Source organism: Nonomuraea sp. B1E8 (assembly GCF_039871515.1).
Taxonomy (GTDB): Bacteria; Actinomycetota; Actinomycetes; order Streptosporangiales; family Streptosporangiaceae; genus Nonomuraea.
Map to the genome: position 1 here is coordinate 269,380 of NZ_JBDPLS010000007.1, position 15,410 is coordinate 284,789.

Consider the following 15,410-nt stretch of genomic DNA (forward strand, 5'->3'; position numbering starts at 1 on the left):
ACCGGCTCCCGCTGAGCCGGTGGCGTGCCTACGCACCGATAGAGACGCCGAACTCGGCTTCGATGACCTTGAACATGGGATCCCAGGCCTTCCACTCGGTGTTGGTGTGGACGGCGATGGTGTGCTGGCCGTCGTGGGTGCCGATCGCGAAGAAATAGGTGCCCCAGAAGCTGCCGCCGATCCCGCGCAGCGTCCGGCCGCCGGTCGCCTGCTTGCCGAGCTCGAACAGGCCCAGGCCGTAGCGGGAGTGCGGCACCCAGTAGCTGCCCTCGGTGGAGACGGTGGCGTACCTGCTGGGGGTCGCTCGCGATCAGGCGCTGCGCCTCGGCCAGTGCGCGCTGGAAGGCGGCCAGCGCGCGGGGGTTCTCCCGGACCCACTCGTCGGTGGCCGTGATGCCCGCGGTGCGCAGGTTCGCGAAGTCCCGGCTCATCGTGTCCGCGACGTTCCGCACCTGTCCGGTGTGCCCGGCTTCGACTCCTGCCCTGCGCACTGCCGAGGTCGGCTGGTTGGCGGGGCTGGCTGCGCCCGGCACGCACGCGAATCGTCGCTGGGGACGCCAACTCCCTTGCGCCGAACGACGCGGAACCAGACTGAATTCTCCGGTCCGCTCTGGCCTTCCTGCATGCCGCCGACGTCCTGGGTGAGCGCACCGCCGGCGATGACACCGATCGAACCCCTGGGGGCGGTTTCGGCGGTTGAGGTGCGAGCGCGCGGGACACCAGATGGACCTTCGCCGAAGTACGGGGGAGCGGCGTCAGAGGGTACGCAGGAATCTGAACGTTGTGCAGGAGACCCTCGGCCACGTCTCCTCCACCTTCACCCGCGACAACTACACCAGCGTCTATCCAGAGGTGGCCCGTGCCGCCGCGGAATCCACGGCCGCCCTGATCAACACCGCCGCACGCGCCCAGACCGCCCGGCTGATCACTCTGCAGAGCCACACCGGCGACACCACCACCTGAACCACCGACCCAGGCAGGCCTGCCGACCCTCCGGCGGGCCTGCCTCTTTGCCTGCAGCGGCCGCAGCGCAGATGGCAGGCAGTCGATCGACCCGAGCCTGCCTGGCACACTGGGCCGAGAGGATCGCCGCGAGAAGTAGCGGATCTTTTATCTGCTGGTCAGAAACGCCTGGTGAGCGCGACGAGGCGGCTTGGAGGAGACTTGACCGCGCATGAGGCCATCGCTGACCGGCGGCGTTGTGCAGACCTTGTGGCTTGATCTTCTGATGGTCGTCACGGGGGTCTTAACTGACGATGGCGGTCGGAATGATCTACCGCGATACACGGTCCGGACACAAGAGCAACCACCGAGCAACCGACCATGATCAAAAACGAGATCCGAGGCCGACAAGAACCGAGAAAGCCCAGGTCGGACGTGGTGTTGGTGAGTAGGGCGGGTGGGACTTGAACCCACGACCCACGGATTATGAGTCCGATGCTCTGACCGGCTGAGCTACCGCCCCTGGATTCAGTTGTGTGACGTGCGGTGGGCGTCGAGAGGATCATGCCGCCGCCTCGCGCAAGCTAAGGCTAGAGCATGGTAACCGCTTGTGGCGCCCGGCCGGACGGAAGACATCCCCGTACACATCATTCCACGCCCGGACGTGTTGGTGGAGCCTGTGGCGATCATAATCGGGTCTCGGCCGGGCCCTCCAGCACCGCGACCGAGGGGCCGGGCGGACATTCCCAGCGGGTACGCAGGTAAGCCCGGTACCGTCTGGGCGTGGTTGTCAGACTGGTCTACGAGACCCACTCCACCACCGTGGACAACGAGACGGGCATCGCCACCGGATGGTTGCCGGGTGAGCTGTCGGCGCTGGGGCGTGCTCAGGCGGTGGAGTTGGGGGTGCGGCGGCGGAAGGTCGACGTCGTCTACTCGTCTGACCTGCGGCGGTCCGTGCAGACGGCGGAGATCGCCTTCGGGGACGGTAAGGAGATCAGGCTCGACCGGCGGCTCCGGGAGTGCGATTACGGGATCTACAACGGGCGGCCGGTGAGCGAGGTCGCGGCGTTGCGGAGCAGGCACGTCGACACCCCGTGGCCGGGCGGGCAGAGTTACCGGCAGGTGGTCGCCGAGACGGCGGCGTTCCTGCGGGACGTGATGGGGGAGTGGCAGGGGCGGACGGTGCTGGTGGTGGCGCACACCGCGAATCTTTGGGCGTTGCGGAACCTGCTGCACGGCACGTCGCTGGAGGACCTGGTCGGTGCGTTCGAGTGGCGGCCGGGGTGGGAGTTCGAGCTGGTCTAGAACGTTCGCGCCCAGGCGCCGGGGGAGGGGGAGGGCCGGCGAATGTCGGGTGCTGCTCGGCACTCGCCGGCCCTCGGGTCTCAGGTGTTGCTGCTCGGCACTCGCCGGCCCATGGGCCTCAGGGGGTGGTGCTCATGGCCGGTTCAGGCCCAGCGTGTACGCGCCGGACCCGCTGTAGGCGTGCACGCGGTACCGGTAGTAGCCCGCGGTGCCGTTGTAGGTGATGGTCTCGTCGGCGTTCGGGCTGTCGCCTCTGGCCACCACGGTCCAGGAGAAGCCGTTCCACTTCTGCAGGTACACGTCGAAGTCCGTGCCGTCGGGCGCGTCCAGGCAGGCGGCGTGGGTGCCGGAGGTCGTGGCCTGGTAGTAGGAGCCGTTCGGCTGGTACGCGCTCTGGTTCCCGCTCAGCGATCCCGTGTAGGTGTCCTCGTAGCTCTGGCAGCCCTCCGGCGGGTCCGGGTCGCCGCCGGACGTGATCAGGGTGAGGCCGCCCACGGAGAGGAGTTCGCCGAGGGGCTGGAAGTATGTGGTGCCGCCGACGCTGCAGTTGCCGGAGCCGCCGGAGGTCATGCCCTGGGCCTGGTCGCCGGAGATGAACGAGCCGCCCGAGTCGCCGCCTTCGGCGCACACGTTCGTCCTGGTCAGGCCGGACACGGTGCCCTCCGGGTAGTTGACGGTGGCGTTGAGCGCGGTGACGGTGCCGCAGTGCCACTGGGTGGTGGAGCCGGAGCGGCACACGGAGCCTTGGGGCTGGGTGACGGTCGAGCCGCGTACGGGGAGGGTGCCGGCACTGTAGCCGTTGACCACGCCGGGCGCGGTCCAGTCGGAGTTCGTCGCCACCCAGGCGTAGTCGTTGCCCGGGAACGACGAGATCTGGAAGGTTCCCTGCGCGACCCGGTTGTACCCGGTGGTGGTGACGCCGGTGCCGCCGCAGTGGCCGGCCGTGGTGAAGCCGAGCTGGCTGCCGCGGCTGGCCGCGAAGCCGATCGAGCACCGGTAGCCTTCCGAGGTGTAGTACGCGTCGCCGCCGCGGATGTCGTAGAACGGGCGCGGGCGTTCGGCGGACCGTTCGAACTTCACGGCTTCCGCGTCCACGCCGCTGGAGGCGATCCACGATCGCGCCGTCGCTTCGTCGCTGGTCTGGACGACGACCGCGTTGTCCTGGGGCGAGACGGCCCAGCTGTGCACGGTGGCGGGTGGTGCGGCCTTGTCGAGGCTCTCCTTGGTCTGGGTGAGCTGGGCGAACGTACGGGTCACGATGCGTGCTCGCGCGCCCGCGCGGGTTATTTCGGCGGTGTCGGAGGGGTCGACGCTGGCGACGACGAGGGTGCTTTCGGCCCCTTCGTACCAGACGCCGGCGTAGTCGTCGCCGAGCCTCTTGCGCAGGGTGGGCGCTGCGGCGTTGCCGCGGGACTCGTTGGCGAGGCGGTTGATCGCCTGTTCCTTGGTGATGCCGAGGTCACGCTGGATGGCGTCGACCACGCCGGAGGGGGGTTTCGCCGCTGCCGCTGGGGTCGCGGTCACGACCAAGGCGCCGATCGCGACGGCGATCAGCGCGGGGGCTCGGAGCATGGGGGGTCTCCTTGCTGCTGGGGGTGCCGTAAAGGTAACGGCGAACGCAGAAGCGGAGGAGTACTAGTTTGCCCCTATCGCAGCGTTATGGAGCTGTCCCATATCCGGGGTTACGTACCAGCCAGTCGTTGTAGACCGGGCTCTTGCGTACGGCGTCCATGTGGGCCTGTTTCGCCTGCGCCACGACCCAGGCGGCGTCGGGGGCGGTGGGGTGGCGGCCGAGGAGTTGCCGCCAGCGCAGCGGCGCGCCGGCCAGCGGCACCATGACCAGGCCCTGGGCGGGCTGGTGGGTGGCCTGGCACAACACCGCGGCGCGGCCGACCTGCGCGAGGTGCGTGCACGTCGGCACGTCCGTCTCGTAGATCGTGCCGGGCGTGAAACCGGCCCTGGCGCAGGCCATCGCGAAGCAGTCGGCGAAGCACCCGTCTCCCGGCGTGACCGCCCACTGCTCCTCGGCGAGGTCGGCCAGCTCGATCTCCTTCTCCTTGGCGGCGGGATGGTTCTCGGCCACCAGGCAGAAGACGGGGTCGACGCTGATCGTCTCCCACAGCAGCGAGCCGGTGGGGGTGCCGGAGTCGCCGCAGGCGCCGGTCAGCACGTAGTCGAGGCGGCCGAGCTCGGCCATGCTGTTCAGCTCGTGCGCCGACCAGGAGGTGAACGTGCTGATCGTGCGCTCCGCGGCGAGGCGGTCGACCAGGCCGCCGAGGATGGGGCCGTTGGTGGAGCCGATGCGGAAGCCGGGGGAGGGAGCCTGGGCGAAACGCAGCGCTTCGTCCTGGAGTTCCTTGGCTGCGGGTAGCAGCACGCGCGCCCTGGCGAGCACCAGCTCGCCGAGCCGGGTGGGCCGGGCGCCACGGCGGTCGCGCTCGAACAGGGCGCCGCCGAGCACCCTCTCGATGCGCTTGAGCTGGGCGGTGAGGGCCGGTTGTGCCAGCCCGAGCAGGGACGCGGCCTTGCTCACACTTCCCGCGTCCGCGACCGCGCGGACGATCCTGAGGTGCCTGAGCTCGAGGTCCATAACGGGAAGGTAAGGCGGCGATGTCTTACAAACAATGGCTAAATGTCAGGAAATGTGACAGATATTGTTGCTTGTCTTCTGGGGTAGTGGGAGCCCATGACGATAATGGGAATAGACGCGGGCGAACTCAGCGACCACGATCTGGTACGTGAGCTGCGGCGACTGCACGCCACCCGGAGTGAGACGTTCTTCCACGGGTCGGACGATGCTCTCTCGACGCACACGTCGCGTACCGACGAGCTGGAGACCGAATACCTCCGGCGTTATCCCGAGCGCGAGATCGATCCGATGCGGCTGAGGGAGGGAGCGAGGCAGCGATCATGACAGAAGGCCACGATGTCCAGTCCCTGTCTGACGTGGACATCCACGTGTACGAGGCCGTGGCCGCCGAGGCGGTGGAGCACGGCGGCGCGGGGCTCGCCAGGCTGGTACGGGCGGCGGGCCTGGACGAGGGCGACGTGCGGGAGAGCCTGACCAGGCTCATCGAGCACGGCTACGTGGTGCCCAGGGGCGACGGGTACACACTGGGCCCGCACACCTTCGAGGTCGAATACTGACGGGTCCTGCCCGCACCGGGCGGGCCGGGAACCGCGTGGTGTTCCCCAGGAGGTTCACACCTGGCCGCACCGCCACCCGCCACCTCGGAAAAGCACAACATCACGTGGCGGGCGCGGTGATGGACCGGGGTGCGCGGGGGTCATAACGTCAAGAGGTGGACGTCGCCGACCTGAGTCCCGAGCAGGCGCGAGAGCGCTTCCGCGCCGGCGAGCGGGTGCCCACCGCGGGCTGGTGCCGGGGCTGGACGCAGGCCAACCTCATCGCCGTGCCTGAGCGGCTGGGTTACGACCTGCTGCTGTTCGCCCACCTCAACCCGCAGGCGTGCCCGGTCCTCGACGTGGGCGAGCCGGGGGCCTGGTCCACCCGCCTGTTCCCCGGCGACCTGCGTACCGACCTGCCCGGCTACCGGCTCTTCCGCGACGGCGTGGCGGTCGCCGACCTGGACGACGTGGTGGCCGAGTGGCGCGACGACCTGGTGCCGTTCCTCATCGGCTGCAGCTTCACCTTCGAACGGGCGTTGCTGGCCGCCGGGGTGCCGGTGCGGCACCTGGAGCTGGGGACGAACGTGCCGATGTACGTCACCGGCGTCGCCTGCGAGGCCGTCGGCAGCCTGTCGGGGCCGCTGGTCGTCTCGATGCGTCCGGTGCCGGAGGAGCGGGTGAGGACCGCCGTCGAGGTGAGCGGCCGCTATCCGATGGTGCACGGCGCGCCCGTGCACGTGGGCGACCCCGCGGCGATCGGGATCGGCGACCTGGCCAGGCCCGACTTCGGCGACCCCGTGGAGGTGCGGGCGGGGGAGACGCCGGTGTTCTGGGCGTGCGGCGTGACGCCCCAGGCGGCAGTGATGGCCAGCGGCGTCGAGTACGCGATCGGCCACCTGCCGGGGCACATGGCGATCATGGACGCGCGGGACGACGACTATCGGGTCTCCTCGTGACCCCCTCCGTCCGCTGGCGGGTGACCTCGTGATCTCCGGGGCGCGCCCTCGCCGGTATCCCCGCCGCCGCGAGCTGCTCGGCGATCGGCGGCGCGCCCCGGCGGTTGTCGATCTCCAGGTGGGGCACGACGGGCGGCTCGTCCACCCGGATGTCGCGCAGGTAGGCGTCGAACGCCGCCAGCTTGCCCGCGTCTCGCGCGAACCCCCGGGCCGTGAGGCGCCCGCGCAGCGTCGCTCCGTCGGACCGGACCCACAGCAGCCGCACCGGCGGCCCGCCCAGATCCGTCACCCACTCCGCCCACCGCGCCGCGTCGTGCACCTGCGTGGTGAACGGGCCGTCGAGCAGCACCGGGCAGCCGTGACCGCGGATCTGCCTCGCGGTCCTGGTGAGGCCGGCGTACTCGAAGCGCTTGACGTTCTTGTCGTACCAGGGGCCCTCGCGCTCGCCGTCGGGCCTGCCGTGGCCGCGCAGGACCCCCGCCACGAAGTCGCCGTAGACGGTGTCCTTGTCGAGCAGGGCGGGCACCGGGTCGAGCCGGGCGAGCAGCGCGGCGGCCACCGAGGACTTGCCCGCGCCCGGCGGCCCGCTGACCACCCACACAGAAACCATACGATCAGCCTAGGGGCGCACCGTGCGGCTCTTCCGTGCCCCGTCCACACCCCACGAGATGATCTTGGTGGGGGTGATCCGGATGATCTCCCTCGAGAAGAACGCCACGGGGGGCTCGTGGTCCGTCAGGGCCTCGGCGGTGCCGCGGATCTCGATGCCCCGGGGCACCCAGGGGTCCACCGTGGCCAGGTCGTCCACGACGAACGCGACCGTGCTGCCCGCCTGGATGTTCCTGAACTTCTTCGACGTGCCGAGGGCGTGCCCGCCGATGGTGATCGTGCCGGTGGTGGCGTCGACGAAGAACCCGGTCGGGTTGTTCTGCACCTGCCCGCCGGGCGCGACCGTGGCCAGGCGGCCGATGTGCTGGGTGGACAGGTAGTCGAGTTCTGCTTGCGTGAAGACCATGCACAGCAGTCTGCAACCTTGACATCGGTTGAGGTCAAGTCAGCCCGGAGGTCAGCCAGCGCAGCGGGTTGTCGTGGTTGATCAGGCGGAGGGTGTCCTCGCCGGTGCCCGCGTCGCGCAGGCGCGGCAGCAGGTCGTGGAAGAGGTGGGCGTAGCCGGGCCCGCCGTACTTGCGCGTCTGCGCCACCCGGCTCAGCCCGGTGCTGAGGAGGAGGCGGTCCGCGAGTCCGTCCTCGATCAGGCCGAGCGCGATCCTGGCCGCCTGGTCGGGGCCGTGCCGCCGGGCGAGCCCGAGAGTGCCGAGGCTTACGTACGCGCCCGCTTCGGCGATCTTCCTGGCGGTGGCCGGCTCGGCGCCCGCGTACCCGACGGCGACCCGGGAACCGGGCAGGTTCTGGCTGAGCAGGATCTCCAGCAGGGACAGGGCGTTCCTGCCGTGCGTGGCGACCGGCAGGCGTGAGCGGAGCGAGGCGCGGGCCGCGGCGACCAGGAACCGTTCCTCTCGGGAGGTGGGTTCGGCGCCCCAGGAGCCGACCTCGCCGATCACGCCGGGGAAGACGCCGGTGCCGTCCACTCCGTTGGAGATCTCCTCCATGAGCAGGCCGGTGAGCGCGTCCACGTCGGCGTCGCCGACGGTCGTGTACGGCTCGGCGAACAGGCCGGTCGAGGCGATCACGGCCACCCGGCTGCCCGCCGCGACCCGGGCCAGGGTGCCGGCGTCGCGGCCCATGCCCAGGCACGTCAGATCGACCGCCAGGGAGAGCCCGCCGGACTGCCGCAGCTCGCGCAACTCCGCGGTGACGGTGGCCTCCTCGTCCAGCCACCGGTGCGGGTCGGAGTCGATGCCGACCGCCCAGCGCATGTCGGTGCGCAGGTGTTCGTGGGGGAGCACGGCGCCCTCGATGGAGGCCGCGCGTACAGGGCCGGTGACAGTGCGGAGCAATACGTCGGGCATAGCAGACATTAACCGATATTTGCCGGTAAGAGCCTGCTCTAGCAGGAGATTTTACCCATTTGCGGGTTTGGTGTTTTGCTAGCTGTCTGCAAGTGTGGCTGAGGGCAGCACCGTATCCTGGGGGGCACACCGACTGCCGGGGGGAAATGTGACGATTCAGAACTCCGACACCGGCGACGCCGACGTGATCAAGCGGCGGGCCGCCGATCGGTCCAGCATGCCCGGTCGGCGCAGGGGGATCCACGGCTGGCTGGACGGCATCCGCTCGACCCGTACGGGCGCGCTGACGCTGAAGATCGTGATCGGCGTGATCGGGACGGTCATGGTGGTCGGCGGGCTGATCATGGTGCCGTTCCCGGGTCCGGGGTGGCTGGTCGTGTTCGCCGGGCTGGCGGTGCTGGCCACGGAGTTCCACTGGGCGCACAAGCTGCTGGAGTTCGGCAAGCGCGTGTTGCACGCCTGGACGGAGTGGTACAAACGGCAGGGCTGGACGGTGCGCATCGTGGTGCTCGTCGTGACTCTGGCCGCAGCCGGGCTGATCGTCTATCTCGGCCTGCGCACGGTCGGCTTCGACGTCATCGGGTTCGCGCTGAGCTACGTACATACCTAGTCGGCATCACGCCGGAAAACCCGCGGATTCGTGCCTATTCTGCGGGCGTGATCGCCACCATCGCCATCGCGTTGTCCCTGACGTTTCCCACCCCCATCGCGGCGTCGCCCACGCCGGCCGCGTCCCTGCCCGCACGGGCAGCCGTACGGGCAGATCTGGAGCTCCCCGGCACCGGCGGCATGAAATATCGCGAAAAAGCAGGCGATCCCGTACGGCTCACCGCCTACGGCCTCGGCACCCGGGACACCTATCTGCGATCCGCCACCGGCGACGCCTTCGCCCGGCAGAAGGCCCTCTCCGAGGTGTCGGTCTCGCCCGGCGGACGGCTGGCGGCGGGCGTGCCCAGGGCGTACCTATCGGGCCACGACGCGCTCCTCGTCACCGACCGCGCCACCGGCGAGACCACCACGATCCGCACGGTCAAGAGGCCCATGACCGCCTCCTACGCCTCCTGGTCGCGCGACGGCAAGAAGGTCGCGCTCACGGTCGAGCAGAAGGTGAGCGGCACGTGGCGGGTGCTCGGCTTCGCGGTCGTGGACGTGGCCGCCAAGACCGCCCGCACGGTCAGGATCGCGGGCCTGAGCGCGAACGCCGGCTTCTGGTGGAGCCCCGACGGCCGGCTCGTGTCCAGGCACGGCACCGGCCTGCGCGTCTATCGGGCGTCCGACGGGGCGGTCATGCGCACGTACGCGGACGCGGGCCCGCCGACCGGCCCCGAGGACGCCTTCTCCCCGTCCGGCGAGCGGCTGGCCACGTGGTGCCCCGAACGTTTCCGGGAGCAGCTCTGCCTGATCGACGCCGCCAGAGGAAAGACCGCCGCACGGGTCGGCGCGGCGCCGCGCGCGGTGTGGGGCTGGTGGGACGACGAGCATGTCATCGCCGTCCTCGCGCACGCGGACGCCTATCGCCTGGCGGTGCTCGACCTCAAGGGCAAGGTCACCCGCGTGCTGGCCGACGTGCCCGCCAGGACGTGGGACGCCGACCTCTGGCTCTCCTTCGTCAGGACGTCGCCGGCGTCATAGATAGAGGCCGGTGCCGTGGTCGGTCTCCTGGGTGGCCACCGCGTGCAGGTCGCGCTCGCGCATCACCAGATAAACCCGCGCGTGCACCTCGACCTCGGACTGGTCCTCCGGGTTGAACAGCACCTTGTCGCCGACCTTGACCGAGCGCACGTTCGTGCCGACGCCGCAGACCTCGCCCCAGGCCAGGCGGTTGGCCATCTTGACCGTCGCGGGGATGACGATCCCGGAGCCGCTGCGCCGCTCCCCGGGCTCCTGCTCCATGCTGATCATGACCCGGTCGTGCAGCATCTGAATCTCGAACTTGGGCTCTTCCACAGGCCCAAGTTTACGAGCCGCCGGGCGACCGAATTCCAGGCCGGCCGCCGCGCTTACCTGGACGCCCGGATCGTGGCAGGATTACGTCATGATCATGGCCTTCGGTGAGACCGGCTGGCAATGGCTCAACGCTCCCCGCGAATGGACCGCCGACGACGGCTTGAGCCTCTTCTGCGATCCCGCCACCGACATGTGGCGCCGTACCCACTACGGCTACACCTACGACAGCGCCCACATGTTCGGCCGCACCCTGCCCGGCGACCTGCTGCTCTCCGTCACGTTCACGGGTGACTACGCCGAGCAGTACGACCAGGCGGGCGCCGTGCTGCGGATCGACGAGCAGCACTGGATCAAGGCCGGCGTGGAATACGTCGACGGCGGCTTCCACCTCAGCACGGTCGTGACCAGGGAGTTCTCCGACTGGTCGGTGCTCCCGCTCGGACGCGCGGCGCAGTGGGTGACGTTCACGCTCGAGCGCGCCGGCGACGCGGTCACCGTGCGCTACGGCCTCGACGGCGACCCGCCGGAGACCATGCTCCGCCTGGCCCACTTCCCGCCCGGCCGGCCCGCGATGGCCGGCGCCATGGCCGCCGCCCCCGCCGGCCAGGGCTTCGCCGTGCGCTTCAGCGACGTGCGGGCCGAGGCCTGCTGAACGCCGCCCACGGAAGAACACCCCGAACGAGACAATGCGGGCGGCATGCGACAATGCAGCGTGCACGACGTAGAAGCCCGCGTACTCGACGCCATCGACACGGCGGAGACGGTCGACCTGCTGGCGGAAGCCGTCAGGGTTCCCAGCGTCACCGGCACCGACGCCGAGTCCGACCTGCAGCACCACTACGCCCGCCTGCTCGCCGGCCTGGGCATGGACGTGGACGTGTGGAAGCTGGACCTCGCCGAGCTCGGCGACCGCCCCGGTTTCCCCGGCACCGAGGCCCCGCGAACCGAGGGGTACGGCGTCGTGGCCGTGACCGAGGGGGAGGGCGCCCCCGCGCTGGCGCTCCAAGGTCACGTCGACGTGGTCCCCACCGGCGACCTGGCCAAGTGGGAGGGCAGCGACCCGTTCTCCGCCAGGATCAGCGGCGACGTGCTGCACGGCAGGGGCGCGTGCGACATGAAGGCCGGGCTCGTCGCCAACCTGGCCGTGGCCAGGGCGATCCACCGGGCCGGGATCCGGCTGGTCAGGCCGCTGGCCGTGCACTGCGTGATCAGCGAGGAGGACGGCGGGCTGGGCGCGTTCGCCACCCTGGCCAGGGGCCACACGGCCGAGGCCGCGGTCATCAGCGAGCCCACCAGCGGCGCGGTCATCACCGCCAACGCGGGCGCGCTGACGTTCCGGCTGGAGATCGCCGGGCTGGCCGCCCACGGCGCCACCCGCCGGGAGGGCGTCAACGCGGTCGAGGTGTTCTGGCCGGTGTTCGAGGCGATCAGGCGGCTGGAGGCGGCGCGCAACAACGACGTGCCCGAGCTGTTCCGCGGCACCGCACTGCCGTACCCGATCGAGATCGGCACCGTGCGCGCAGGAGACTGGGCCAGCACCGTGCCCGACCTGCTGGTCGCGGAGGGGCGGCTCGGGGTGCGGCTGGACGAGGACCCGGCCGCGGCGCGGGCGGCGTTCGAGGAGGCGGTCGCGCAGGTCGCACACCCCTGGCTGCGGGCCAACCCGCCGGTGGTGACGTGGCCGGGCGGGCAGTTCGCCAGCGGCCGGCTGCCCGCGGGGCACGAACTGCTCGGCGAGGTGAGCCGGGCGGTCGCCGACACGACCGGCGCCGTGCCGGTGGAGTCGGCGGCGCCGTACGGCAGCGACCTGCGTCTCTACGCGGCGGGCGGCATCCCGACGCTGCACTACGGCCCCGGAGACGTGCGGTTCGCGCACGCCCCCAGGGAGCAGGTCGCGCTGGGCGAACTGCTGGACGTCACACGCGCGCTGGCCCTGCTCGCGGTGCGCCGCTGCGGAGCGCGCTGACCCCAGGCTGGGCTAGCCGAGCGGCCGGGCCTTCTTCAGGTTGGCCACCAGCTCCTCGAGGAACGCCGCATAGCCCTGGTAGCTGAAGGGCACCTCCGCGCGCCACGGGTAGAACTGGCCGGCCTCGACCGCGGGCAGCTTGGCGAAGGTGGGCTTCTTCAGCATCTCCTCCGGCTTGAGCGACTGGGTGCGCGTGTCGTAGAGGATCACGTCGGCGTCGTAGGTGTCGGCGTTCTCCCAGCTCAAGGTCTGGAAGAAGCCGCCCTCGTCCACCTTCGACGGCGTGACGACGTCGAGCCCGGCCGCGGTGAGGTGCACGATGTCCGGATATTCGGGCGGGTTGACCACCCACATCTGGTCGGGGCCGCCGGACATCATGAGGATCTTGAGGTCCTTGAACCGCGCGAGCTCCTCGGTGGCGGCCTCCATGCGGGTCTTGGCCTCGGGCACGCCCGACATGTCGGCGCCCAGCGACGTGGCCAGCTCCTCGTATGTGCCGATCACCTCGGTGGCGCTCCTGCCGGTGAGCATGATGCCCGCGGTCGGGGCGACCTGCTCGATGGTGTCCTTGGACTTCTCGGGCACGTACCAGAGGGTGCCCTTGACGTACATGCTGCTGACCAGGAGTTCGGGCTGGAGGGAGATGTACTTCTCGACGTTGAACTCGTCCCACACGTTGCCCAGGCCCTCGACCTCGGTGATGTCGACGTTGCCGACCTGCGGGTCCTTGGCGCCGTCCTTGAGCTTGTGCGGGCCGAAGACGGCGATGGGGCGCACCCCGAAGTCCCACAGGGCCGCGGCCGAGCCCACCTGGGCGACGATCCTGGCGGGCGGCCGGGCCAGCTCCAGCTTCTTGCCGCGGTCGTCGGTGAACGACCAGCCCTGGCCGGCCGGCGCGGAGGAGCCCGCCGCGGTGGGCGCCGTCTCCGTGCCTCCGCACGCCGCGAGTGTCAGGGCCGCCGCGAGGCCTGCCGTGGCCGACAGGAAACCCCTGCGCGGCAGTACGGGTCCCGACATCTGCATCTCCTCAATGGTTAGGCTTGCCTTCTTTACAGGCCATTAGATTAGCCTTGCCTAAGTTTGACCGCTACGAGAGGGGGCCGGGTGCGTCCGGCTGAGGACACGGCCGTACCGGTCGCCGGGACCGGCAGGGACGCGAGCACCGCCCGCGACCGCAAGGGCCGCCCCGCGATCCTGGCCACCGGGCTGGCCGTCGCGGTGGGGGTGCTCGCGCTGACGGCGATGGCCAGCGTGGCGCTGGGCGCGCGCGGCGTGTCGTTCGGCACGGTGATCGACGCCTTCCTGGCCCCCGACGGCTCCAACGACCACACGGTCATCCGCGAGCTGCGCGTCCCGCGCACGCTGCTCGGCATCGGCGTGGGCGCCACCCTGGGGCTGGCGGGCGCGCTCATGCAGAGCCTGACCCGCAACCCGCTCGCCGACCCCGGGCTGCTGGGCATCAACGAAGGCGCCGCGCTCGGTGTCACGCTGGCGCTCGGCCTGTTCGGGCTCTCCGACCCCGCCGTCTACGTGTGGTTCGCGTTCGGCGGGGCGGCGCTGGCCTCCGCCGCCGTCTACGCCCTCGCCTCCTCCGGCCGCTCCGGCTCCAGCCCGGTACGCCTGACGCTCGCGGGCGTCGCGTTCGGCATGGTGTGCACGGCGATCGCCTCGGCCATCCTGCGCATGGACTCCCAGACCTTCGACCGCATGCGGTTCTGGCTGACCGGCTCGCTGGCCGGGCAGACGGCCGACACGCTGGCGCGGCTGGCGCCGTTCATGGCCGCCGGCCTGGTGCTCGGCCTGATGCTGGCCCGCCCGCTCAACACGCTCGCCCTCGGCGACGACGCGGGCAGGGCGCTCGGCGTCGCCGTCAACCGCACCAGGATCCTCACCGGGGTCGCCGTCACGCTGCTGTGCGGCGCGGCCACCGCCGCCGCGGGGCCGCTGTGGTTCGTCGGGCTGATCGTGCCGCACGCCGTGCGCGCGGTGGTGGGGCCCGACCAGCGGTGGGTGCTGCCGTACTCGGCGCTGGCCGCGCCGGTGCTGCTGCTGGCGGCCGACGTGGCGGGCCGGCTCATCGCGCGGCCAGGAGAGGTGCAGGTGGGCATCGTGTGGGCCGTGATCGGCGCGCCGATCTTCATCATGCTGGCCAGGCGGAGGCGGGTGGCGGCGCTGTGACCATCCGCGTCGGATCCTGGTCCGTACGGCTCGCGCCTCGCGCCCTGCTCGTCGGCGCCGCGCTGGTCGTGCTCGCCTGCGCGGTGAGCGTGGCGGCCCTGGCGACGGGCGAGTACACGGTGCCCGTGCCGGACATCGTCACCGCGGTCTTAGGCCAGGGCACCCCGGTCGCCGAGCTGATCGTCGGCAGGCTCCGCGCCCCGCGGGTCGTGACGGGGCTGCTGGTGGGGGCGGCGTTCGGGCTGAGCGGCGCGATCTTCCAGAGCCTCACCAGGAACCCGCTGGGCAGCCCCGACTTCATCGGCTTCACGGCCGGGGCGTCGACCGGCGGCATCATCGCGGTGGTCGCCGGCGGCTCGGCCATGACGATCGCCGGCGGCGCCCTGGCGGGGTGCGTGGTCACCGCCGTGCTGGTCTACGCGCTGGCCTACCGGGGCGGCGTGCGGGGCTACCGGCTGGTGCTGGTCGGCATCGGGGCGAACGCGTTGCTGCTCGCGGTCAACTCCTACCTGCTGACCCGGGCGAACATCAACGACGCCGCCACCGCGGGCGCCTGGCTGACGGGAAGCCTGAGCGGGCGCGGCTGGGACCACGCGGGGCCCGTGGCGCTGGCGCTGGCCGTGCTGCTGCCCGTGAGCGCGTACGTGTCGCGGCCCATGCGGATGATCGAGATGGGTGACGACGCGGCCAGGGCCATGGGCATCAGGGTCGAGGCCGTGCGCGCGGTGGCCATCGCCGCGGGGGTGCTGCTGTCCGGGGTGGCCACGGCCGCGGCCGGCCCCGTCATCTTCGTCGCGCTGGCCGCGCCGCAGCTCGCCCGGCGGCTCACCCGTTCGCCGGGCGTGACGATGGGCGCCTCGGCGCTGACCGGCGCCGTCCTGCTGACCGCCGCCGACCTGGCCGCGCAGCGGCTGCTGGCCCCCACGCAGCTGCCCGTCGGCGTGCTGACCGCCGCCATCGGCGGCACCTACCTCGTGCTGCTCCTGCGAAAGGACCGCCACTGATGGCCACCGC

The 15,410-nt window shown here is 71.1% G+C and carries 19 protein-coding genes and 1 tRNA gene; 11 read left to right on the forward strand and 9 right to left on the reverse strand.

Features of this window, described 5'->3' with window-relative positions:
- Positions 1-28 precede the first annotated feature (28 nt).
- Entirely contained in the window at positions 29-256 is a 228-nt protein-coding gene (locus ABGA98_RS24295; RefSeq protein ID WP_347620688.1) for a hypothetical protein, read from the reverse strand.
- 527 nt (positions 257-783) lie between these two features.
- Here ABGA98_RS24295 and ABGA98_RS24300 point away from each other — a divergent pair.
- Positions 784-963, forward strand: a complete 180-nt coding sequence (locus ABGA98_RS24300) for a hypothetical protein (protein WP_347620689.1) — start codon at positions 784-786, stop codon at positions 961-963.
- Positions 964-1,391: 428 nt separating this feature from the next.
- Here the strand turns inward: ABGA98_RS24300 and ABGA98_RS24305 are convergent.
- Positions 1,392-1,465 (reverse strand) — tRNA-Ile (locus ABGA98_RS24305).
- Positions 1,466-1,725: 260 nt separating this feature from the next.
- Between ABGA98_RS24305 and ABGA98_RS24310 the strand changes: the two genes are divergently transcribed.
- The gene (locus tag ABGA98_RS24310) at positions 1,726-2,250 is read left to right on the forward strand and encodes a histidine phosphatase family protein (RefSeq protein ID WP_347620690.1); all 525 of its coding nucleotides are present in this window, start codon (positions 1,726-1,728) and stop codon (positions 2,248-2,250) included.
- 132 nt (positions 2,251-2,382) lie between these two features.
- Here the strand turns inward: ABGA98_RS24310 and ABGA98_RS24315 are convergent, their stop codons facing one another.
- Both ABGA98_RS24315 and ABGA98_RS24320 read right to left on the reverse strand, forming a co-directional pair.
- Positions 2,383-3,822, reverse strand: a complete 1,440-nt coding sequence (locus tag ABGA98_RS24315; protein WP_347620691.1) for a S1 family peptidase — start codon at positions 3,820-3,822, stop codon at positions 2,383-2,385.
- 85 nt (positions 3,823-3,907) lie between these two features.
- Positions 3,908-4,840, reverse strand: a complete 933-nt coding sequence (locus ABGA98_RS24320) for a LysR family transcriptional regulator (protein WP_347620692.1) — start codon at positions 4,838-4,840, stop codon at positions 3,908-3,910.
- A 96-nt stretch (positions 4,841-4,936) separates the two neighbouring features.
- On the opposite strand from ABGA98_RS24320, the gene ABGA98_RS24325 reads away from it, so the two are divergent.
- The 3 genes from ABGA98_RS24325 to ABGA98_RS24335 all read left to right on the forward strand — a co-directional run bounded on the left by ABGA98_RS24325 (position 4,937) and on the right by ABGA98_RS24335 (position 6,335).
- Positions 4,937-5,164: a DUF6158 family protein gene (locus ABGA98_RS24325; RefSeq protein WP_347620693.1), complete on the forward strand. Its 228-nt coding sequence runs from the start codon at positions 4,937-4,939 to the stop codon at positions 5,162-5,164.
- Entirely contained in the window at positions 5,161-5,397 is a 237-nt protein-coding gene (locus tag ABGA98_RS24330) for a hypothetical protein (RefSeq protein ID WP_347620694.1), read from the forward strand. Before ABGA98_RS24325 ends, ABGA98_RS24330 begins: the two co-directional genes overlap by 4 nt.
- A gap of 155 nt (positions 5,398-5,552) precedes the next feature.
- A complete protein-coding gene (locus ABGA98_RS24335) occupies positions 5,553-6,335 on the forward strand; it encodes a putative hydro-lyase (RefSeq protein WP_347620695.1) in 783 nt (260 codons plus the stop codon).
- Here the strand turns inward: ABGA98_RS24335 and ABGA98_RS24340 are convergent.
- The 3 genes from ABGA98_RS24340 to ABGA98_RS24350 are packed head-to-tail and all read right to left on the reverse strand — an operon-like array spanning position 6,295 to position 8,305.
- Positions 6,295-6,945 (reverse strand): AAA family ATPase, encoded by a 651-nt coding sequence (locus tag ABGA98_RS24340; RefSeq protein ID WP_347620696.1) that lies wholly within the window; start codon positions 6,943-6,945, stop codon positions 6,295-6,297. The genes ABGA98_RS24335 and ABGA98_RS24340 overlap by 41 nt on opposite strands.
- Before the next feature lie 9 nt (positions 6,946-6,954).
- A complete protein-coding gene (locus tag ABGA98_RS24345) occupies positions 6,955-7,350 on the reverse strand; it encodes a PPOX class F420-dependent oxidoreductase (RefSeq protein WP_347620697.1) in 396 nt (131 codons plus the stop codon).
- 34 nt (positions 7,351-7,384) lie between these two features.
- Positions 7,385-8,305 (reverse strand): aryldialkylphosphatase, encoded by a 921-nt coding sequence (locus ABGA98_RS24350; RefSeq protein WP_347620698.1) that lies wholly within the window; start codon positions 8,303-8,305, stop codon positions 7,385-7,387.
- Positions 8,306-8,453: 148 nt separating this feature from the next.
- Between ABGA98_RS24350 and ABGA98_RS24355 the strand changes: the two genes are divergently transcribed.
- Both ABGA98_RS24355 and ABGA98_RS24360 read left to right on the forward strand, forming a co-directional pair.
- Positions 8,454-8,915, forward strand: coding sequence for a TIGR02611 family protein (locus ABGA98_RS24355; protein ID WP_347620699.1), 462 nt, complete (start codon positions 8,454-8,456; stop codon positions 8,913-8,915).
- 47 nt (positions 8,916-8,962) lie between these two features.
- Positions 8,963-9,937, forward strand: a complete 975-nt coding sequence (locus tag ABGA98_RS24360) for a hypothetical protein (protein WP_347620700.1) — start codon at positions 8,963-8,965, stop codon at positions 9,935-9,937.
- On the opposite strand, the gene ABGA98_RS24365 is transcribed toward ABGA98_RS24360, so the two are convergent.
- Positions 9,932-10,252, reverse strand: a complete 321-nt coding sequence (locus tag ABGA98_RS24365) for a co-chaperone GroES (RefSeq protein WP_347620701.1) — start codon at positions 10,250-10,252, stop codon at positions 9,932-9,934. The two genes, ABGA98_RS24360 and ABGA98_RS24365, sit on opposite strands and share 6 nt — an antisense overlap.
- 88 nt (positions 10,253-10,340) lie before the next feature.
- Between ABGA98_RS24365 and ABGA98_RS24370 the strand changes: the two genes are divergently transcribed.
- Both ABGA98_RS24370 and ABGA98_RS24375 read left to right on the forward strand, forming a co-directional pair.
- On the forward strand, positions 10,341-10,904 hold the full coding sequence (locus ABGA98_RS24370; protein WP_347620702.1) for a DUF1349 domain-containing protein: 564 nt from the start codon (positions 10,341-10,343) through the stop codon (positions 10,902-10,904).
- Positions 10,905-10,964: 60 nt separating this feature from the next.
- Positions 10,965-12,218, forward strand: a complete 1,254-nt coding sequence (locus ABGA98_RS24375; protein ID WP_347620703.1) for an ArgE/DapE family deacylase — start codon at positions 10,965-10,967, stop codon at positions 12,216-12,218.
- Between the two features lie 12 nt (positions 12,219-12,230).
- Here the strand turns inward: ABGA98_RS24375 and ABGA98_RS24380 are convergent, their stop codons facing one another.
- A complete protein-coding gene (locus ABGA98_RS24380; protein WP_347620704.1) occupies positions 12,231-13,235 on the reverse strand; it encodes an ABC transporter substrate-binding protein in 1,005 nt (334 codons plus the stop codon).
- A gap of 87 nt (positions 13,236-13,322) precedes the next feature.
- Here ABGA98_RS24380 and ABGA98_RS24385 point away from each other — a divergent pair, with 87 nt between their 5' ends.
- Both ABGA98_RS24385 and ABGA98_RS24390 read left to right on the forward strand, forming a co-directional pair.
- Positions 13,323-14,396 carry an iron chelate uptake ABC transporter family permease subunit gene (locus tag ABGA98_RS24385; RefSeq protein WP_347620705.1) on the forward strand — a complete coding sequence of 358 codons (1,074 nt, stop codon included), beginning with the start codon at positions 13,323-13,325 and terminating at the stop codon, positions 14,394-14,396.
- Positions 14,393-15,400 carry an iron chelate uptake ABC transporter family permease subunit gene (locus ABGA98_RS24390; RefSeq protein WP_347620706.1) on the forward strand — a complete coding sequence of 336 codons (1,008 nt, stop codon included), beginning with the start codon at positions 14,393-14,395 and terminating at the stop codon, positions 15,398-15,400. Before ABGA98_RS24385 ends, ABGA98_RS24390 begins: the two co-directional genes overlap by 4 nt.
- The last annotated feature ends 10 nt before the right edge of the window (positions 15,401-15,410 follow it).